Origin of the sequence: Streptomyces parvus (assembly GCF_032121415.1) — a bacterium.
GTDB classification, from domain to species: domain Bacteria; phylum Actinomycetota; class Actinomycetes; order Streptomycetales; family Streptomycetaceae; genus Streptomyces; species Streptomyces globisporus_A.
Genome location: NZ_CP135079.1, coordinates 2,858,670 through 2,876,010, shown reverse-complemented (window position 1 = coordinate 2,876,010; position 17,341 = coordinate 2,858,670). Strand labels below are relative to the sequence as shown.

The 17,341-nt window shown below is 71.9% G+C and carries 14 protein-coding genes and 2 pseudogenes; 12 read left to right on the top strand and 4 right to left on the bottom strand.

The genetic code is table 11. The annotated features are described in order from the left end of the window. Positions 1-34 precede the first annotated feature (34 nt). Positions 35-781 carry a phosphotransferase family protein gene (locus tag RNL97_RS13750; protein WP_313750741.1) on the top strand — a complete coding sequence of 249 codons (747 nt, stop codon included), beginning with the start codon at positions 35-37 and terminating at the stop codon, positions 779-781. A 73-nt stretch (positions 782-854) separates the two neighbouring features. Here the strand turns inward: RNL97_RS13750 and RNL97_RS13745 are convergent. The 3 genes and pseudogenes from RNL97_RS13745 to RNL97_RS13735 form a co-directional block, all read right to left on the bottom strand. Next, positions 855-1,227 (bottom strand): annotated as a pseudogene (locus RNL97_RS13745) (AAA family ATPase). 119 nt (positions 1,228-1,346) lie between these two features. Then, positions 1,347-1,736, bottom strand: coding sequence for a VOC family protein (locus RNL97_RS13740; protein ID WP_030588672.1), 390 nt, complete (start codon positions 1,734-1,736; stop codon positions 1,347-1,349). A gap of 137 nt (positions 1,737-1,873) precedes the next feature. Beyond that, a complete protein-coding gene (locus RNL97_RS13735; RefSeq protein WP_030588673.1) occupies positions 1,874-2,683 on the bottom strand; it encodes an NAD-dependent epimerase/dehydratase family protein in 810 nt (269 codons plus the stop codon). 236 nt (positions 2,684-2,919) lie between these two features. On the opposite strand from RNL97_RS13735, the gene RNL97_RS13730 reads away from it, so the two are divergent. From RNL97_RS13730 to RNL97_RS13680, 11 genes and pseudogenes are all read left to right on the top strand, one after another. After that, complete coding sequence (locus RNL97_RS13730) at positions 2,920-3,576, top strand: GntR family transcriptional regulator (RefSeq protein ID WP_030588675.1); 657 nt, start codon at positions 2,920-2,922, stop codon at positions 3,574-3,576. Positions 3,577-3,629: 53 nt separating this feature from the next. Continuing rightward, positions 3,630-4,532, top strand: a complete 903-nt coding sequence (locus RNL97_RS13725; RefSeq protein WP_030588677.1) for a dihydrodipicolinate synthase family protein — start codon at positions 3,630-3,632, stop codon at positions 4,530-4,532. Next, positions 4,529-6,271 (top strand): L-arabinonate dehydratase, encoded by a 1,743-nt coding sequence (gene araD, locus RNL97_RS13720; protein WP_313751624.1) that lies wholly within the window; start codon positions 4,529-4,531, stop codon positions 6,269-6,271. Before RNL97_RS13725 ends, araD begins: the two co-directional genes overlap by 4 nt. 131 nt (positions 6,272-6,402) lie before the next feature. After that, positions 6,403-7,335 carry a carbohydrate ABC transporter permease gene (locus tag RNL97_RS13715; RefSeq protein WP_030588683.1) on the top strand — a complete coding sequence of 311 codons (933 nt, stop codon included), beginning with the start codon at positions 6,403-6,405 and terminating at the stop codon, positions 7,333-7,335. After that, positions 7,332-8,243 (top strand): carbohydrate ABC transporter permease, encoded by a 912-nt coding sequence (locus tag RNL97_RS13710; protein ID WP_030588686.1) that lies wholly within the window; start codon positions 7,332-7,334, stop codon positions 8,241-8,243. The genes RNL97_RS13715 and RNL97_RS13710 overlap by 4 nt, the downstream gene beginning before the upstream one ends. Then, a complete protein-coding gene (locus RNL97_RS13705) occupies positions 8,240-9,460 on the top strand; it encodes a Gfo/Idh/MocA family protein (RefSeq protein ID WP_030588689.1) in 1,221 nt (406 codons plus the stop codon). Before RNL97_RS13710 ends, RNL97_RS13705 begins: the two co-directional genes overlap by 4 nt. Beyond that, positions 9,457-10,338, top strand: a complete 882-nt coding sequence (locus RNL97_RS13700; protein WP_243314247.1) for a DUF6807 domain-containing protein — start codon at positions 9,457-9,459, stop codon at positions 10,336-10,338. Before RNL97_RS13705 ends, RNL97_RS13700 begins: the two co-directional genes overlap by 4 nt. Next, positions 10,335-11,873, top strand: a complete 1,539-nt coding sequence (locus RNL97_RS13695; RefSeq protein ID WP_030588696.1) for a glycoside hydrolase family 43 protein — start codon at positions 10,335-10,337, stop codon at positions 11,871-11,873. Before RNL97_RS13700 ends, RNL97_RS13695 begins: the two co-directional genes overlap by 4 nt. Before the next feature lie 81 nt (positions 11,874-11,954). Continuing rightward, positions 11,955-13,289: an ABC transporter substrate-binding protein gene (locus tag RNL97_RS13690; RefSeq protein ID WP_313750740.1), complete on the top strand. Its 1,335-nt coding sequence runs from the start codon at positions 11,955-11,957 to the stop codon at positions 13,287-13,289. Positions 13,290-13,482: 193 nt separating this feature from the next. After that, complete coding sequence (locus RNL97_RS13685; RefSeq protein WP_243314246.1) at positions 13,483-14,823, top strand: pectate lyase family protein; 1,341 nt, start codon at positions 13,483-13,485, stop codon at positions 14,821-14,823. Between the two features lie 140 nt (positions 14,824-14,963). Further along, positions 14,964-15,533, top strand: a pseudogene (locus RNL97_RS13680) (pectinesterase family protein); the annotation flags it as partial. Between the two features lie 167 nt (positions 15,534-15,700). On the opposite strand, the gene RNL97_RS13675 reads toward RNL97_RS13680, so the two are convergent. Then, positions 15,701-17,242 (bottom strand): pectate lyase family protein, encoded by a 1,542-nt coding sequence (locus RNL97_RS13675; RefSeq protein WP_030588708.1) that lies wholly within the window; start codon positions 17,240-17,242, stop codon positions 15,701-15,703. Positions 17,243-17,341: the final 99 nt, after the last annotated feature.

Genomic DNA, 17,341 nt, shown 5'->3' with positions numbered 1-17,341 from the left:
ACTTCCGCGACCGTCGCCGGGATACTCGTCGCCCATGGATGAGGTTCGAGTCGTGGTCGCCCACTCCGAGCGCGCGACTCTGCGCGTCGGTGACGTGTTCCTCAAGGTGGACGCCGATCAGGCGCGTATCGACGGCGAGGTCGAGGCGATGGCCCGCGCGCCCGTCCCGACCCCGGAGGTCCTGTGGCGCAAGCCGCCCGTGCTCGCGATCGCGGCGGTCCGGGGGACGACCCTCGGGCGTCTCGGCGGGCCCTCGACCGGGTCACCGGCGGCGTGGGCCGCGGCGGGCGCCGCCGTCCGGAAGCTGCACGACGCGCCGCCGCCGCCCCGGCCCGGGCGGGCAGGCCGGGGCATCGGCGCGCTGGCCGCGGAACTCGACGCCGAGTGCGAGTCGCTCGTGGCGAACGGGCTCCTGCCCGCCGACCTGGTCACGCGTAACCGCCGGGTCGCCGAGGCCGCGCTCAGGCCGTGGGCTCCGGCGTTCACGCACGGCGACCTGCAGATCGCGCACGTCTTCGTGGAGGGCGACGAGGTCACGGGCATCATCGACTGGTCCGAGGCAGGCCGGGGCGATGCGCTGTACGACCTCGCCACCTTCACGCTCGGACACGAGGAGCACCTCGACGACGTCCTCGCCGGCTACGGCGGCGACGTCGATCGCGAAGCGATCCGCGCGTGGTGGGCGGTGCGGCGCCTGCTGGCAGTCCGCTGGCTGATCGAGCACGGCTTCGACCCGTTCACGCCGGGCTGCGAGGTCGACGTGCTGCGATCCCAGATGTGAGGCCGTCACCCGGGGCGGGCGCACCGCCGTAGTCGACCAGCCGGCGGACCCCGGTGCTGTGTGCGGTCAGCGGTCAGCGGTCAGCGGTCAGGCGAACGATGGGCCACCGGTCCGCGGCCCACTCCCGCCAGTCGCTCCACCCGGCGGGCGGACCGTCGACGGCCGTCCGGCCTTCCCGTTCAGCCGAATCGGGCTCCTCGAACTGCGCCCGCGCGTGCAGGTGGTCGGCCTCGGAAATCGTGCGCGTCTCCCCGGCGGCGGTCGCCCGGCGATGGGCGTGCCGGGCGCGCTGGGTCTCGGCGTCGACGGGCAGGCAGATCATGCGGAAGCGCACCCTCCGCCTCCGCCGGCCGGCGGATCGCGGACCGTTCGTCCCGGGACCAGCAGCCGTAGTCCATCACGACGTCGGGTCCCAGCCTGACCGCCTCCAGGGCGAGCCGGAGCATGCGGCCCTCCAGAACGTCACGCTCGGCGTCCGACTCGTCGTACGGGCGATGGTGTCGAAGTCGCGGTCGTGAGGGGGGACCGGAGCGTTCCCGCAGGGCTCAGGGCGTTGCCGCAGACCTCACGGCGTCTCGGGGCCCTGGAGAATCTGGAGGTAGTTGCCCACCGGGTCCACGGCCGTGGAGAAGAACCAGCCGCCCCCGGCCTCCTCCACCGGCCGCACCCACGTGACCCCGAGGGTGTTGAGGTGCCTCTCGGCCGCCCGCACGTCCCGCACGGTGATGTTGATCATCTGCCGGCCCGGCTCGACGGCCTTGTCCGCGACATCGTCCCGCTCGTCGAAGCCGATGATCGCTCCGGGGCCGACGATCAGGAGGTGCTCCGCCCAGCGGGCGCCCAGCGGCTCCAGTGCGGCGCGGTACCAGGCGATCAGGGCGTCGGAGTCGGTGCTGCCGAGGATGACCCCCAGGCCGGTGATGTTGTCGGCGTTCTCGGTGGTGGAGGCATTCATGGTGGTCCTCGCTCTGTCGGGGCCGGTGTGCCGGACGGTCGCGTCGGGAGCCGGCCGCCCCGGTCGCTCGGCGCGTCCCACCACTCATGACCCGCCCCGGGCCCGGAACTCATCGGTGCCGGCCGCCGAAGCACCTCTCAGTGCGGCCAGATCGGCGGGTCGGTGACGAAGTGGCCGCCCACGCGGGCGTGCGCCGGGTTGTCCGGGTCCAGTTCGCCCTGGTCGGCGATGAGTTCGGCCGCGTACGGCTCGGAGTCGTCCAGCGGCCGGTAGCCCAGCGCTCGGGCCGGGGCCAGGTCCCACCACAGGCGGGTGTTGGCGGAGGATCCGTAGACGATGGTGTGGCCGACGTCCTCGGCGGTGAGGGCGGCGTGGAACAGCCGGGCGCCGTCGGCCGGGCTCATCCACAGGGACAGCATGCGTACCGAGGTGGGTTCCGGGAAGCAGCTTCCGATCCGTACCGAGACGGTCTCGATGCCGTGCCGGTCCCAGTAGAGCTGGGCCAGGTCCTCCGCGAAACACTTGGACAGGCCGTAGAAGGTGTCGGGGCGGTGCGGGGCGTCGACCGGGATGGGCAGGCCCCCGGGATCCGGGCGCGGGGTGTGGCCGATGACGTGGTTGGAGGAGGCGGACACGATGCGCCGGACGCCCTCCTCGCGGGCCGCCTCGTAGAGGTGGTGCGTGCCCTGGATGTTGGCGCGGAGGATCTTGTCGAACGTGGACTCCAGGGAGATGCCCGCCAGATGGAGCACCGCGTCCACGCCGCGTACGGCCTCGCGCAGCGCCTTGCGGTCGTTCAGATCGGCGGTGATCGCCTCCGGCTCGCCCTCCACCGGGTCCAGGTCGAAGAGGCGCAGGTCGTATCCGTACGCGGGCAGCAGCCCCCGCATCAGGGTGCCGAGGCCGCCTGCGGCGCCGGTGAGCAGGACGGTACGCGGAGCGGTCATACGGGCGTCTCCTCGGGGCGTGCGTACGCGAGGCGCGCTGTGCGCAACCCTGGTCGGCATTCACATGCGTGGACAAGCTAGGAAGTCCGAGAGGTTACGTCAAGGGCCTTGTCCGCCCCGGAAGTTGTTCCGTCCGAAGCGTTGACGAAGCATTCCGTGCGGCTCTAGCTTCATCGCGTCGTACTTCGTACGTCATATATGAGACGCGATACGCGAGATGTGAGAGCCCGTCACCCATGACCTTCGCCCCTGCCCCGATCCCGTCCCGGACCCAGTACGTGCTGGAGGCCATCAAGCACGCCATCCTCACCGCGCGGCTGAGACCGGGACAGGCGCTGGTGGAGACGGAACTCGCCGCTCAGTTCGGAGTGTCCAAGACCCCGGTCCGCGAAGCGCTCAAGACCCTCGCGGGCACGGGGCTCGTGGTCATGAGCCAGTACAAGGGCGCCACCGTGCGGCTTGTCGACGCGACCATGGCCCGGGAGGTGTACGACGTACGCCTCCTGCTGGAACCGGAGGCGCTGCGCCGGTCCGTCAACCGCAAGGCGTCCCTGGAAGCGGCTCAAGAGGCTCTGGAGAGGGCGGACTCGGCGCTCGACACGGCCGACAGGTCGCTGGCCAACCGGGATTTCCACCGCGCCCTGTACCTGCCCTGCGGCAACCCCCTGCTCGCCCGGATGCTCGACGAGGTCCGCGATCAGGCGGCCCTCGTCTCGACGGTGGCCTGGTCGGCCGTCCCCTCCTGGGAGCGCGAGGCGGCCGAGCACCGGGAGATCCTGCGGCTCGCCGTCGCCGACGACGCGGAGGCGGCCGCCGAGGCTCTGCACCACCACATCGCGTCGTTCGTACGCCGTGCCTTCCCCGACGACGAAGACGGGGGCGGCGCCACGTGAACCGTCCGCTGGAACCGCATGACCACCAGCAACCCGACGAAAGGCCGGTCCGCATGGACTTCTCTCCGCTGAAGGCGGCCCTCGCAGACGTCGTGGCGATCCCGGTGACCCCGTTCGCCGAGGACGGCGGCATCGACATCGCGAACCACCGCGCCCTGACGCGCAGGCTGCTCGACGGAGGTGTCCGCATCCTCACCCCGAACGGCAACACCGGGGAGTTCTACGCGCTCACCCCCGACGAGCGGCGCCTGGTCGCCGAGCTGACCGTCGAGGAGGCCGCCGGACGCGCCACCGTCCTGGCGGGCGTCGGTCACGACGTACCGACCGCCGTGGCCGCCGCCCGGCACGCCGCAGAGGCCGGCGCGGCGATGGTGATGGTCCACCAGCCCGCGCACCCCTATGTCGCCCAGGAGGGCTGGGTCGACTACCACCGGGCGATCGCCGAGTCCGTCCCGGACCTCGGGGTCGTCCCGTACATCCGCAACCCGCTGCTCGCCGGCGACCGGCTCGCCGCGCTCGCCGACAGCTGCCCCAACGTCATCGGCGTGAAGTACGCGGTGCCCGACGCGGCGCACTTCGGGGCCTTCGCCCGCGACGCCGGTCTGGAGCGGTTCGTCTGGGTCGCCGGCCTCGCGGAGCTGTACGCCCCCTCCTACTTCGCCACCGGCGCCACCGGCTTCACCTCCGGTCTCGTCAACGTCGCCCCAGCCGTCTCCCTCGACATGCTGGAAGCGCTGCGCGCCGGGGACTACGTGGCGGCCATGAAGGTGTGGGAGCGCATCCGCCGGTTCGAGGAGCTCCGCGCCGAGGAGCAGTCCGCCAACAACGTCACGGTCATCAAGGAGGCCCTCGCCGTGCTCGGGCTCTGCGGCCGCGAGGTACGTGCCCCCAGCCGGGTCCTGCCCGAGGAGCGGCGCGCCGAGGTCGCCGAGCAGATAGCCGCGTGGGCGCTGTGACGGACGACCGCCGACCAGCCCCCGTAGCGCCCGAGGAGCTGCGCAGCCACCAGTGGTACGGCACCGACGGGCTGCGCTCCTTCAGCCACCGGGCGCGCACCCGGCAGCTCGGCTACCTCCCCGAGGAGCACCTCGGCAAGCCCGTGATCGCGGTCCTCAACACCTGGTCCGACATCAACCCCTGCCACTCCCACCTGCGTGATCGCGCGCAGGCGGTGAAGCGGGGCGTCTGGCAGGCGGGCGGGTTCCCGCTGGAGTTCCCGGTCTCCACCCTCTCGGAGACCTTCCAGAAGCCGACCCCCATGCTCTACCGCAACCTGCTCGCCATGGAGGCCGAGGAACTGCTCCGCTCGTACCCCGTCGACGGGGCCGTGCTGCTGGGCGGCTGCGACAAGACGACGCCCGCGCTGCTGATGGGCGCGGCGTCCGCGGACCTGCCGACCGTCTTCGTGCCGGCCGGGCCGATGCTGCCGGGCCACTGGCGCAACGAGGTCCTCGGCTCCGGCACGGACATGTGGAAGTACTGGGACGACCGGCGGGCCGGACTCATCGGCGACTGCGAGATGGCGGAGCTGGAGAACGGCCTCGCCCGCTCCGCCGGCCACTGCATGACGATGGGCACCGCCTCCACGCTGACGGCCGCCGCCGAGGCGCTGGGCGTGACCCTGCCCGGCGCCTCCTCCGTCCCGGCCGTCGACTCGGGGCACGAGCGGATGGCCGCCGGTTCCGGACTGCGGATCGTCGAACTCGTACGGCAGCGGACGAAGCTGTCGCACATCCTCACCGCCGACGCCTACGCGGACGCCGTCACCACCGTCCTCGCGCTCGGCGGCTCCACCAACGCCGTGATCCACCTGATCGCCATGGCGGGCCGGTCCGGGGTGAAGCTCACCCTGGACGACTTCGACCGGATCGCCCGCACGGTGCCCGTCCTCGCCGATCTCCGCCCCGGCGGACGGTACTTGATGGAGGACTTCCATTTCGCGGGCGGGCTGCCCGGCTTCCTGAGCCGGATCACCGACCTGCTGCACCTGGAGCGGCCCACCGTCGCGCACGCCACCCTGCGCGAACAGCTCAGCGGCGCGACCGTCCACAACAGCGCCGTCATCCGCGAACGCGCCGAACCACTGGCCGACGAGGGCGGGGTGGCCGTCCTGCGCGGCAACCTCTGCCCTGATGGTGCGGTCATCAAGCACATCGCCGCCGAGCCGCGCCTGCTGCGCCACACCGGGCCCGCCGTCGTCTTCGACGACTACCGGGAGCTGCAACGCACCATCAACGACCCGGCGCTGGCGCTCACTTCGGACCATGTCCTGGTGCTGCGCAACGCCGGACCCCAGGGCGGCCCCGGCATGCCGGAGTACGGCATGCTGCCGATCCCGGACTACCTGCTGAAGCAGGGTGTCCGGGACATGGTGCGCATCTCCGACGCCCGGATGAGCGGCACCAGTTACGGGGCGTGCGTCCTGCACATCGCGCCCGAGTCGTTCGTCGGCGGGCCCCTCGCCCTGGTCCGCACCGGGGACCTCATCACCCTGGACGTCGAGGCCCGCCTGTTGCACCTCGGGGTCGACGAAGACGAGCTGGAGCGCCGCCGGGCCGCCTGGAGCCGGCCGCCCGCACGCTACGGGCGCGGCTACGGCGCTCTCTACCAGGACCAGATCACCCAGGCCGACACCGGATGCGACTTCGCGTTCCTGGCCCGGCAAGGAGAAGTGCCCGACCCGTACGCGGGGTGAGCAGGGCGGCGGGGGCTCCGCGCGACGGGCGCCCAGGTCACCCAGCGGCCATGTGAAAGCGCTTGCTGCCGTCCGTGGCAGCAAGCCGTACATCCAGCGCATCGAGCGCGTACCGAGATCGGAGACGTGTCATGGCCCAACCCGCCGCCGTGGCCACCCCGCCGCCCAAGGCGCCCCGGCGCGGCACGGCGACACCCCGCCGCCTGCCCTATCTGCTGATCGCGCCCGCGGGCCTGCTGATGCTGGGCTTCATCGCCTACCCGGTGCTCAGCGTCTTCTACTACAGCCTGCAGAACTACAACGTCACCAAGCCGTGGCGGAACGGGTTCGCCGGGCTCGACAACTTCCGGCGGATCTTCACCGAGGACGACCAGTTCCGGTCGACGCTCGCCTTCAGCGCCCAGTGGGTCTTCACCCAGGTCTCCCTGCAGCTCGTGCTCGGCCTCGCGCTGGCCCTGATCGTCAACCAGACCTTCATCGGCCGGGGCATCTCCCGGGCCATGGTCTTCTCGCCCTGGGCCGTCTCCGGTGTGCTGACCAGCACCATCTGGATTCTGCTCTACAACTCCTCGACGGGCTTCAGCCGCTACCTCGCAGACGCCGGGATCGGGGAGTACGGCACCTCGGTGCTCTCGGACACCGGAACCGTCTTCTGGGCGGCCACGGTCACCGAACTCTGGCGCGGCGTGCCTTTCTTCGCCATCCTCATCCTCGCCGACCTCCAGTCCGTCTCCAAGGAGCTGTACGAGGCGGCGTCGGTCGACGGCGCGGGCAGGCTCCGGCAGTTCTTCCACATCACCCTGCCGCACCTGCGCGACGCGATCATCCTCGCCACCCTGCTGCGCGGGGTCTGGGAGTTCAACAACGTCGACCTGCTCTACACCCTCACCGGCGGCGGCCCGGCCGGCGAGACCACCACACTGCCGCTCTACGTCGCCAACACCGGCATCGAGGGGCACGACTTCGGCTACGCCTCCGCGCTCACCACCGTCGCCTTCGTGATCCTCCTCTTCTGCTCGATCGTCTATCTGCGCCTGAGCAAGTTCGGAGGCGACGACAAGTGACCGCCCTGCTCACCGAGAAGAACGGCGCCGCGCGGCGGCCCGTCCACCCCGGCGGCCCGCCGCCCGCCTCGCGCCGCCGCACCGGACGGGAGCGCGCCTACGACGACGTACCGCGCTGGCAGATCTACCTGCCGCTCGGCCTCTACCTGCTGTTCACCCTCATCCCGTTCTACTGGATGCTCCTGTTCGCCCTGCGGCCCGCCGGCTCCACCGCGCTGGTGCCCTGGCCGATGACCGGGGAGCACTTCTCCAAGGTCTGGAACGAGCGCAGCTTCGCCGTCTTCTTCCAGAACAGCATGATCGTCGGCATCGCCACCCTGATCGCCACCACCCTGGTCGCCCTGGCCGGCGGGTACGCCCTGGCCCGGTTCGACTTCAAGATCAAGGGCGCGTTCATGCTGGCGCTGCTCTGCTCGCAGTTCATCCCCGGCGCCCTGATGCTCGTACCGCTCTTCGAGATCTTCCGCAACCTCCAGATGATCAACTCCCTGTGGAGCGTCGTCATCGCCGAGACGGTCTTCCAGCTTCCGCTGTCGATCATCCTGATCAGCGGGTTCATCAAGAACGTCCCGGTCTCGCTGGAGGAGGCCGCCTGGGTCGACGGGTGTTCGCGCTTCACCGCCTTCCGGGCGGTCGTCCTGCCGCTGCTGCGCCCCGGGCTGATCGCCGTGGGTTCCTTCGCCTTCGTCCACAGCTGGAACCACTTCCTGTTCGCGCTGATGTTCCTCAGCGAACAGGACAAGCAGACGATCCCGGTCGGCCTCAACACCCTGATCGGGGCGGACAGCGTCGACCTCGGAGCGCTTGCGGCGGGCGGCGTCATCGCCGCGGTGCCCGTCGTGATCGTCTTCGCCTTCATCCAGAAGTGGCTCGTCACGGGCTTCAGCGCGGGGGCGGTGAAGGGATGACCGAGACCGTCCCCGTCTCCCCGGTCGCCCCCACCGGGCCCGGCGCGCAGCCGCTCCCCGTCGTGCTGGCCGGCGCCCGGGGCCACGGCCGCTGGCACCTGGCCAACCTCCGCCGGCTCCAGCACCAGGGCCGGGTGCGGCTGGCCGGGATCTGCGAACTGGAGCCGCTCACCACCGACGAACTGGCCCCCTTCGGCTTCCTCGGCGACGAGCGACCGGAGCAGTCCGCCGACTTCGGGGCGCTCCTCGACTCCACCGGAGCCCGTGCCGCCGTGATCTGCACGCCCATCCCGACCCACACCGACCTGGCCCTGACCGCCGCGTCCCGCGGCGTCCACCTCCTGCTGGAGAAGCCGCCCGCCGGGAGCTGGGCCGCCTACGCGCGCATGGCCGACGGCGTCCGGCGGGCCGGCACCGCCTGTCAGGTGGGGTTCCAGTCGTTCGGTTCGCACAGCGTGCCCGCCATCCAGCACCTCGTCCGCACCGGGGCGATCGGGAAGCTCACCGGGGTCGGCGCCGCCGGGGCCTGGATCCGCCACGACGCCTACTTCCGCCGGGCGCCCTGGTCCGGTCGGCGCAGGATGGGCTCCACCGACGTGGTCGACGGCGTGCTCACCAACCCACTGGCGCACGCCGTGGCCACCGCGCTCGAACTGGCCGGCCGGGGCAGGGCCGAGGACGTCCTGTCCGTCGAGACCGAGCTGTTCCGGGCCCATGACATCGAGGCGGACGACACCAGCTGCGTCCGCGTCACCACCACCGGCGGCCTGCCCGTCACGGTCGCCGCCACCCTCTGCGCGGACCGGGCCGGGGAACCGTACGTGATCGTCCACGGCGAACGGGGCCGGATCACCTTCTGGTACAAGCAGGACCGCGTCCTGCTCCAACGTGCCGGACACGGCCCCGAGGAGAGCGTCCACGGCCGGACCGACCTCCTGGAGAACCTGGTCGACCACCTGGAGCACGGCACGCCGCTCCTGGTACCGCCGGAGCGCACGGGGGCGTTCATGCGGGTCGTCGAGGCCGTACGCACCGCCCCCGCCCCCGTCGCCCTGCCCGCCGACGCCTGGGAGACCCGGTACGACGCCCCAGCCGGGGCGGCGTGGCGCACGGTGCACGGCATCGACGGCCTGGTCGCCGCCGGGGCCGAATCCCTCGCCCTCTTCTCCGAACTGGGAGCCGCCTGGGCCCGGAGCAGCGAGGTGGCGGCCTCATGAACCGGCCCGCCGCGGCCCCGTCCGCCGCCCAGCCCGTACATCCCGCCTCACCCGCACCCCCCGAACCCCTCGACTGCGGCGGACGCACGGTCGCCCACTACGGCTACGGCGCCGCCGCGGACGGCCGCCCCCGCCTGCATCCCGTCACCACGCTCGCCGGCCGCACCGTCACCCAGGACCGTCCCGACGACCACCGCCACCACCTGGGCGTCTCCGTCGCCGTGCCCGACGTGTCCGGCCGCAACTTCTGGGGCGGGCGCACCTACGTCCGGGGGCAGGGGCCCACCGAGCTGGACAACCACGGTGTCCAGCGCTGCCTCGGCCTGGAGCGGCACGGTCCCGGCGCCTTCACGCAGTCGCTCGGCTGGGAGGCGGACGGCGTCGAACTGCTGCGGGAGCAGCGCACCGTCGAGGCCATCGAACTCTCGTCCGTCGCTTGGGCGTTGGACCTCTCCTTCGCCCTCACCAATCACTCGGCCGACGACCTCTCCCTCGGCAGCCCCGCGACCAACGGCCGCCCCGGCGCCGGTTACGGCGGCTTCTTCTGGCGGGCCCCCAAGGAGGCCGCCCCGCCCGACGTGTTCAGCGCCGACCGTGCGGGCGAGGAAGCGGTGCACGGCCGGACCTCCGACTGGCTCGCCCTCGCCGGGGACGGCTGGACCCTCGTCCTCGCCGGGGCGAGCGAGGGGACCCGACGCGATCCGTGGTTCGTGCGGACGACGGAGTACCCGGGCGTCGGCTCCTCCCTCGCGGCGGACGAACGGCTGCCCGTGCCCGCCGGGGCCACCGTCGTACGCCGGGTCGTCACCGTCGTCGCGGACGGCAGGCTGGACCGGGACACCGCGGCCGCGTACGTCCGCCGGGCGGTGACCTCGTGAACCGGCCCTGGACCGCCGACCTCGGGAACGGCACGTACCGCAACCCCGTGCTGAACGCCGACTGGTCCGACCCGGACGTCGTCCGCGTGGGCGCGGACCACTACCTCACCGCGTCCAGCTTCGGCCGGGCCCCGGGGCTGCCGCTCCTGCACTCCCGCGACCTGGTCAACTGGACGCTCGTCGGCCACGCCCTGGACCGCGTCGAGCCCGCCGCCGACTTCGCCCGTCCCCGCCACGACGCCGGCGTGTGGGCCCCCTCCCTGCGCCACCACGCGGGCCGCTTCTGGATCTTCTGGGGGGACCCCGACCACGGCGTCCAGCAGATCAACGCCGAGCGCGCAGAGGGGCCGTGGAGCGCCCCGCACCTGCTCAAACCCGGCCGCGGCTTCATCGACGCCTGCCCCCTGTGGGACGAGGAGACCGGCGAGGCCTACCTCGTCCACGCCTGGGCCAAGTCCCGCTCCGGGATCAAGAACCGCCTCACCGGGCACCGCATGAGCGCCGACGGACGCACCCTCCTCGACGAGGGCCGGACCCTCGTCGACGCCGACCGGATACCCGGCTGGTTCACCCTGGAGGGCCCCAAGCTCCACCGCCACGACGGACACTTCTGGATCTTCGCCCCGGCCGGCGGGGTGGAGACCGGCTGGCAGGGCGCCTTCCGGTCGCGGGACTTCTTCGGCCCGTACGAGGAACGCGTCGTGCTGTCCCAGGGGCGTACCGGCGTCAACGGCCCGCACCAGGGCGGCTGGGTGCGGACCGCCGCCGGCGAGGACTGGTTCCTGCACTTCCAGGCACGCGGCGCGTACGGGAGGGTCGTCCACCTCCAGCCCATGCGCTGGGACGCGGAGGGCTGGCCCGTCATCGGCGACGCGGGCGAACCCGTCTCCACGCACCGCAAACCGGCCGCACCCGAGCAGCCCGTGGCGGCGCCCGCCGTGGACGACGACTTCCCCGGCGGCGCCCACGGCAAGCAGTGGCAGTGGACGGCCAACCCCTGCCCCGCAGCGTGGACGGAGCCCTCCGAGCACGCCGCCGACGGGCTGCGGCTCACCTGCGTGCGCACGCCGGACGCCCATGACCTGCGGCTGCTGCCCCACGTCCTGGTCCAGCGCCTGCCCGCCGAGGAGTTCACCGTCGAAGTGGACCTCGAACTGCGCAGCGACGAGCCGGGCGCCAAGGCGGGGCTGACCGTGCTCGGGGACGCCTTCTGCTGGATCGGCCTGGAGGCCGGGGCGGACGGAGCTCCCCGGCTCGTGCACCGGTACGCCGAGGGCGTCGCGGAGCGCGAACGCGACGCGGCCGAGGCCCGCGCCTCGCCCGGGGGCCGGGCGAGGCTGCGGATCGAGGTCACGGCGGGGGCCCGATGCCGCTTCTTCGCCGACACGGGCGACGGGTTCCGGCGCTCGGGGCAGGTCTTCGCCGCCACCCCGTGGCGCTGGGTCGCCGCTCTCCTCGGCCTCTTCGCCACCGCACCGGCCGGGACGGGCCCCGCCGGCACGGCGCTCTTCAGCACCTTCCGCGCCACCCACTGACCCCCCGCAGAAGCGCAGAAGCACGAAGCACAGACGTACGGGACCAACCACCCCGACACATCCGACAGGGAAGAGCCGACCATGACCATCTCGAAGACCCGGCGGGGGCGCACCGCATCCGCCGTCTCCCTCGTAGCAGCCCTCGCGCTGACGGCCGCCGCGTGCGGCGACGACGGCAGCGGTGCCGGTACGGAAGGGAGCGGCAAGGGCGAGATCACCTTCTGGGACAACAACGGCGGGCCGCGCACCGCCATCTGGACCGAGATCATCAAGGACTTCGAGAAGCAGCACCCGGACATCGAGGTGAAGTACGTCCCGATCCCCATCGCCGACGTCCAGTCCAAGTACGACACCGCGATCGCCGGCGGCGGGCTGCCCGACGTGGGCGGGGTCGGCACCGCCTACCTCGCCAACATGGTCTCGCAGGAAGCCCTGGAGCCGGTCGACAAGAGGCTGAAGGGGTCCGCCCTGGAGGGCAAGCTCGTCGACTCCATGGTCGAGAGCGTCAGAGCGGCCGCCGGCCGGGGCGACGACATCTACTCCGTCCCGACCTCCGCCAACAACGGCGTGCTCTGGTACCGCACGGACCTGTTCGAGCAGGCCGGGCTGAAGGCCCCCGGCACCTGGGCCGACTTCTACACCGCGGCCGAGAAGCTCACCGACACCGGGAACAACAAGTTCGGCTACACCATCCGCGGTGGCGCGGGCTCCATCGCCCAGGCGCTGGACGCCGTCTACGGGCAGTCGGGCATCACGGAGTTCTGGGACGGCGAGAAGACGACGCTCAACGACCCGAAGAACGTCGCCGCGCTGGAGAAGTACGCGGGCCTCTACAAGAGGACCACGCCCGCCGCCGACGTCAACAACGACTTCACCAAGATGGTCGCCCAGTGGGACACGGGCACCATCGGCATGCTGAGCCACAACCTCGGCTCCTACCAGGACCACGCGAAGGCCCTGGGCGACGACAGGTTCGCGGGCATCCCCGCCCCCATCGGGGACAGCGGCACCCGCGTCCAGGTCTCCAACCCCGTCGACGGACTCGGCCTCTTCCGGTCGAGCGACAACAAGACCGCGGCATGGAAGTTCATCGAGTTCGCCGCCTCCCACGCGTCCAACAGCAAATGGAACGAGTCGGCCGGCGCCATCCCGGCCAACGCCCAAGCGGCGAAGGACCCCTGGATCAAGGAGACCGAGTCGACCGCGCTGGCCGCGAAGGCGCTGACGGACGGATCCACCGAGGTCGTCGACCTGCCGTACTACCTGCCCGACTGGAACAACATCAGCAAGGCGGACAACGAGCCGGAGTTCCAGAAGCTGCTCCTCGGCAAGATCACGGCGAAGGAGTTCCTGGACAAGATGGCCGAGGAGCTGAACACCGCCAACAAGGAGTGGGCCGAGCTGGGCAACGGCTGAGACCCCCACACCCTCCGGCCCCTGACGACGGACGGGCGGCGGCCGGACCGAGCCCGGCCGCCGCCCTTCTCGTCCCGTTCGGAGACGACGACGAGAAGACCGAAGACCCCTTCCGCGCCACCGCCGCCGCCACCTGCCGGAAACACCCGCGGCGGCCGCTTCCCCTCCCTCCGACGACAGAGAAGGTTTCGCCATGCCCGCACGCACGCGTCACACCCGGGCCGTCGCCGTCACCCTGGGCTGCGCCTCGCTGGCCCTCGCGCTGAGCGTCCCCGCCCAGGCCGCCGCCCGGCCGGCCCCCCACGGCACGGGGATCGAGCGCGCCGTACTGCCCGCCGGGGACGGCTGGGCCTCCGCCGGCAGCTCCACCACGGGAGGCGCGGACGCCGCACCCGAGCACGTCTACACCGTGACCGACCGGGCCGAGCTCGTCGCCGCCTTCGAGGAGGCGGGCGACGCACCGAAGATCGTCAGGGTCGCCGGCACCGTCCACGGCAACTCCGCGGTCGACGGCACCCCGATCGGCTGCGAGCAGTACGAGACCGACGGCTACACCCTGGAGAAGTACCTCGCCGCCTACGACCCGGAGGTCTGGGGCGGCGACCGGGTTCCCGAGGGCCCGCTGGAGGACGCCCGGGCGGCCTCCGCGAAGCTCCAGCAGGCCGCCGTGAACGTCCGGGTCCCGTCCAACACCACGCTGGTCGGGGTCGGTGCGGACCCCGAGATCATCGGCGCCAGCCTGCAGGTCCGCGACGTCTCCAACGTCATCGTCCGCAACATCTCCTTCGAGGACACCTACGACTGCTTCCCGCAGTGGGACCCCACGGACGGCAGTGAGGGCGCCTGGAACTCGGAGTACGACAACCTCGTCGTCCACGGCTCCCGGAACGTCTGGATCGACCACAACACCTTCAGTGACGGCGATCGCCCCGACGCCGAACAGCCGCGATATTTCGGCCAGCTGTACCAGCAGCACGACGGTCTCTTCGACATCGTGCGCGGAGCCGACCTGGTCACCGTGTCGTGGAACGTCCTGAAGGACCACGACAAGACGATGCTCATCGGCAACAGCGACGGCGCCGGCGCGACCGACCGCGGCAAGCTCCGCGTGACGCTCCACCACAACCTGTTCAAGGACGTCAAGGAGCGTGCGCCCCGCGTCCGCTTCGGCCAGGTCGACTCGTACAACAACCACTTCGTCGCCACGCGCGGCGGTTCCTACGGCTACACCTACGGCATCGGCACCGAGTCCCGCCTGGTCGCCGAGCACAACGCGTTCACCCTCGCCGGCGACGTGGACCGGGCCACCGTCCTGAAGAAGTGGTCGGAGGCCCCGCTCACCGCGGAGGACAACTACGTCAACGGACGCAGGACCGATCTGATCGCCGTGCACAACGCCGGCGTTCCCGGCGAGCAGCTCGCCGAGGGCGCGGGCTGGACCCCCGAACTGCGCACGACGGTCCACCACCCCCGGGCCGTCCCCGTGCTGGTCGGCCTCAAGGCCGGGGCGGGCAGGCTGTCCGGCCGCGGATGACCGGCGCGTAACCCCGAAGGACCGGCCGGAGCGGCACCGCATGCTTTCCACCACCCCGGAGAGCGCCGCTCCGGCCCTTCGCCGTCAGCCCCTCGCCCGCCGCCTGCCACCCGTCGCCGTCCGTCCCAAGGAGGACCGCCATGCCCACTCGACGCACCGCTCTGTCGCTGATCGCCGGCGCGGGCGCCTCGCTCGCCCTCGGCGCACCGGCCGCCCCCGCCCGGCCCGGCCCCCGCCCCTTCGGCCGCTACGGCTCACCGGCCCGCCGCCTCGACCCCCGCACGCTGTACGTCGACGCGCACGGGCGGGGCGACCACCCCGACGTCCAGTCCGCCGTCGACGCGGCCACCGGAACCGGCGGCACCATCGTCATCGCCGCCGGCGTCCACCGGGCCACGGTCGTCGTCGACGCCGCCCACCGCGACCTCACACTGATCGGCGCGAGCCCCGACGCCCGTGACACGGTCCTGGTGTGCGGCAACGCGGCGGGCACACCCCGACCGGACGGTTCCGGCACCGACTGGCTGCGCTCCGACAACCCCCAGTACACCGGCACCCAGGCGGTGGCGGTCAAGGTCCAGGGCGACCGGTCGGCTTTCCACCGCTGCCGGTTCCTCGGCCACCAGGACACGCTGTACGCCGACTCGCCCTCCCTCGCGGTCCTCGCCCGGCAGTACTACCGCGACTGCTACATGGAGGGCGACGTGGACGGCGACTGGCGGCCGGTCGGATGATCCGGCGCGCCACTGCCATGCGTTCCGCACCGAGCAGGGCCCGCACCCCCCGCCGAGCGGGGAGTGCGGGCCTTTGCCGGTGCGCGGTGGACAGGCCGCCGGAGCCGGCCGTCGCACGGCCGGTCCCCGGGCGGCGACACCCGTCAGCCGGCGTACGTCTCGTACTCGGCGATCTTCGGGGTGCCGTTCGAGCTGACGATCTCGAAAGTGATCTTGCGCAGGGTCGTGCGGGGGAAGGAGATGGTCCCCGCTCCGTCGCCGGAGGCCAGGACGGTGCCGGCGTCGGCGTCGAGGAGCCGCCAGGCCCCGATGGCGGATCCCGCCGCCTCCCGGATGACGACCGAGGACACGGCGGTGGCGGAGTCCCACTTGATCGAGGCGTGGCCGGTCGAACCTGCGGGCGACCAGTAGGTGTTCAGGTCACCGTCCCGCAGATGACCGAAGCTGGTCCCGGAGGCCTTGCTGGATCCGTCGGACCCGGCGCCGATGCTGAGGTTGGTCCCGCCGGGCGGCGTGGGGTCGGTGGGGCCGGGGGTCGGGTCGGTGGGGCCGGGAGTGGGCTCGGTCGGCGGCTGGGTCGCGCAGTTCCCGTCCGAGACCTTCAGGCCCTTGCCGGCGCCCGCCGTACGGCTCACGACGTCCGGAACGCAGCCGGCCGCGTCGGCGGTGTAGGCGTAGGGGATGCTGACGGTGGTGGTGGACTTCATGTCGGGACCGGCCGGGTTGTTGTCCTCGCCGGGGCTCGACCAGGTCACGTTGTCCAGCGTGTTGCCGGCGGTCTGCCAGTACCCGGCGGCGTCGGTGTAGAAGGTGCCGAGGACGTCCTTGGAGTCCTCGAAGTAGTTGTTCTCCACCTTGGCGCGGGCGCCGGCGCGGGAGTTGATGCCGGACGAGTTGATCCGCACGTAGTGGTTGTTGAACATGTGGCCGATACCGCCCCTGAGCAGGGGCGCGCGGGAGTCGATGTTCTCGTACAGGTTGTGGTGGTACGTGACGAACCCGTTGGAGACGTCGCTCTCGCTGGACCCCACCAGTCCGCCCCGGCCCGAGTTGCGCAGGATGCTGTAGGAGAGGGTCACGTACCGGGTGTCGGCCTTCATGTCGAAGAGGCCGTCGTACCCCTCGGACTCGCCGCCCGACGCCTCCAGCGTCGTGTGATCGACCCAGACGTTGCGGACACCGGACTCCATGCCGATGGCGTCACCGCCGTTGGAGGTCGGGGACCCGGACTTCTTGACGTTCCGCACGGTCACGTTCTGGATGATGACGTTGCTGGACTCGCGGATGTGGATGCCGATCTGATCGAAGACGGCTCCGCCGCCGACGCCCACGATCGTGACGTTGCTGATCTGCTTCAGTTCGATCACGCCGTCGGCCGTGTTGCAACTGCCGCCGGACACCTTGCTGGTGTTGCCGTGGTTGATGGTGCCCTCGACCTCGATGACGATCGGTGTGCCGGCGGCGGCGCGGCCGCACAGGGCCGCGTGGATCGCGGTGCCGGTGGTGGCCCGCACGGTCTGTCCGCCGGCGCCGCCGGTGGTTCCGCCGTTCTGGGTGGCGTAGCCCGTGGCGCTGCCGGCCGCCGCCGATGCCTCGGGCGCGGTCAGGACGATGCCGCCGGCCGCGGCGGCGAGGGCCAGGGTGGCCACTGCCGCCTGCAGCCGCCGTGTGACGGGTTGCCTCATGTTCGTCTCCCTGTGTCTTCGGGTGATCCGTGATGCCTTCTATGTCAGGTGCATGTCAAGTACTGCGCCCTCGTGCCCGCCCTCGTCGACCCCTTCTTC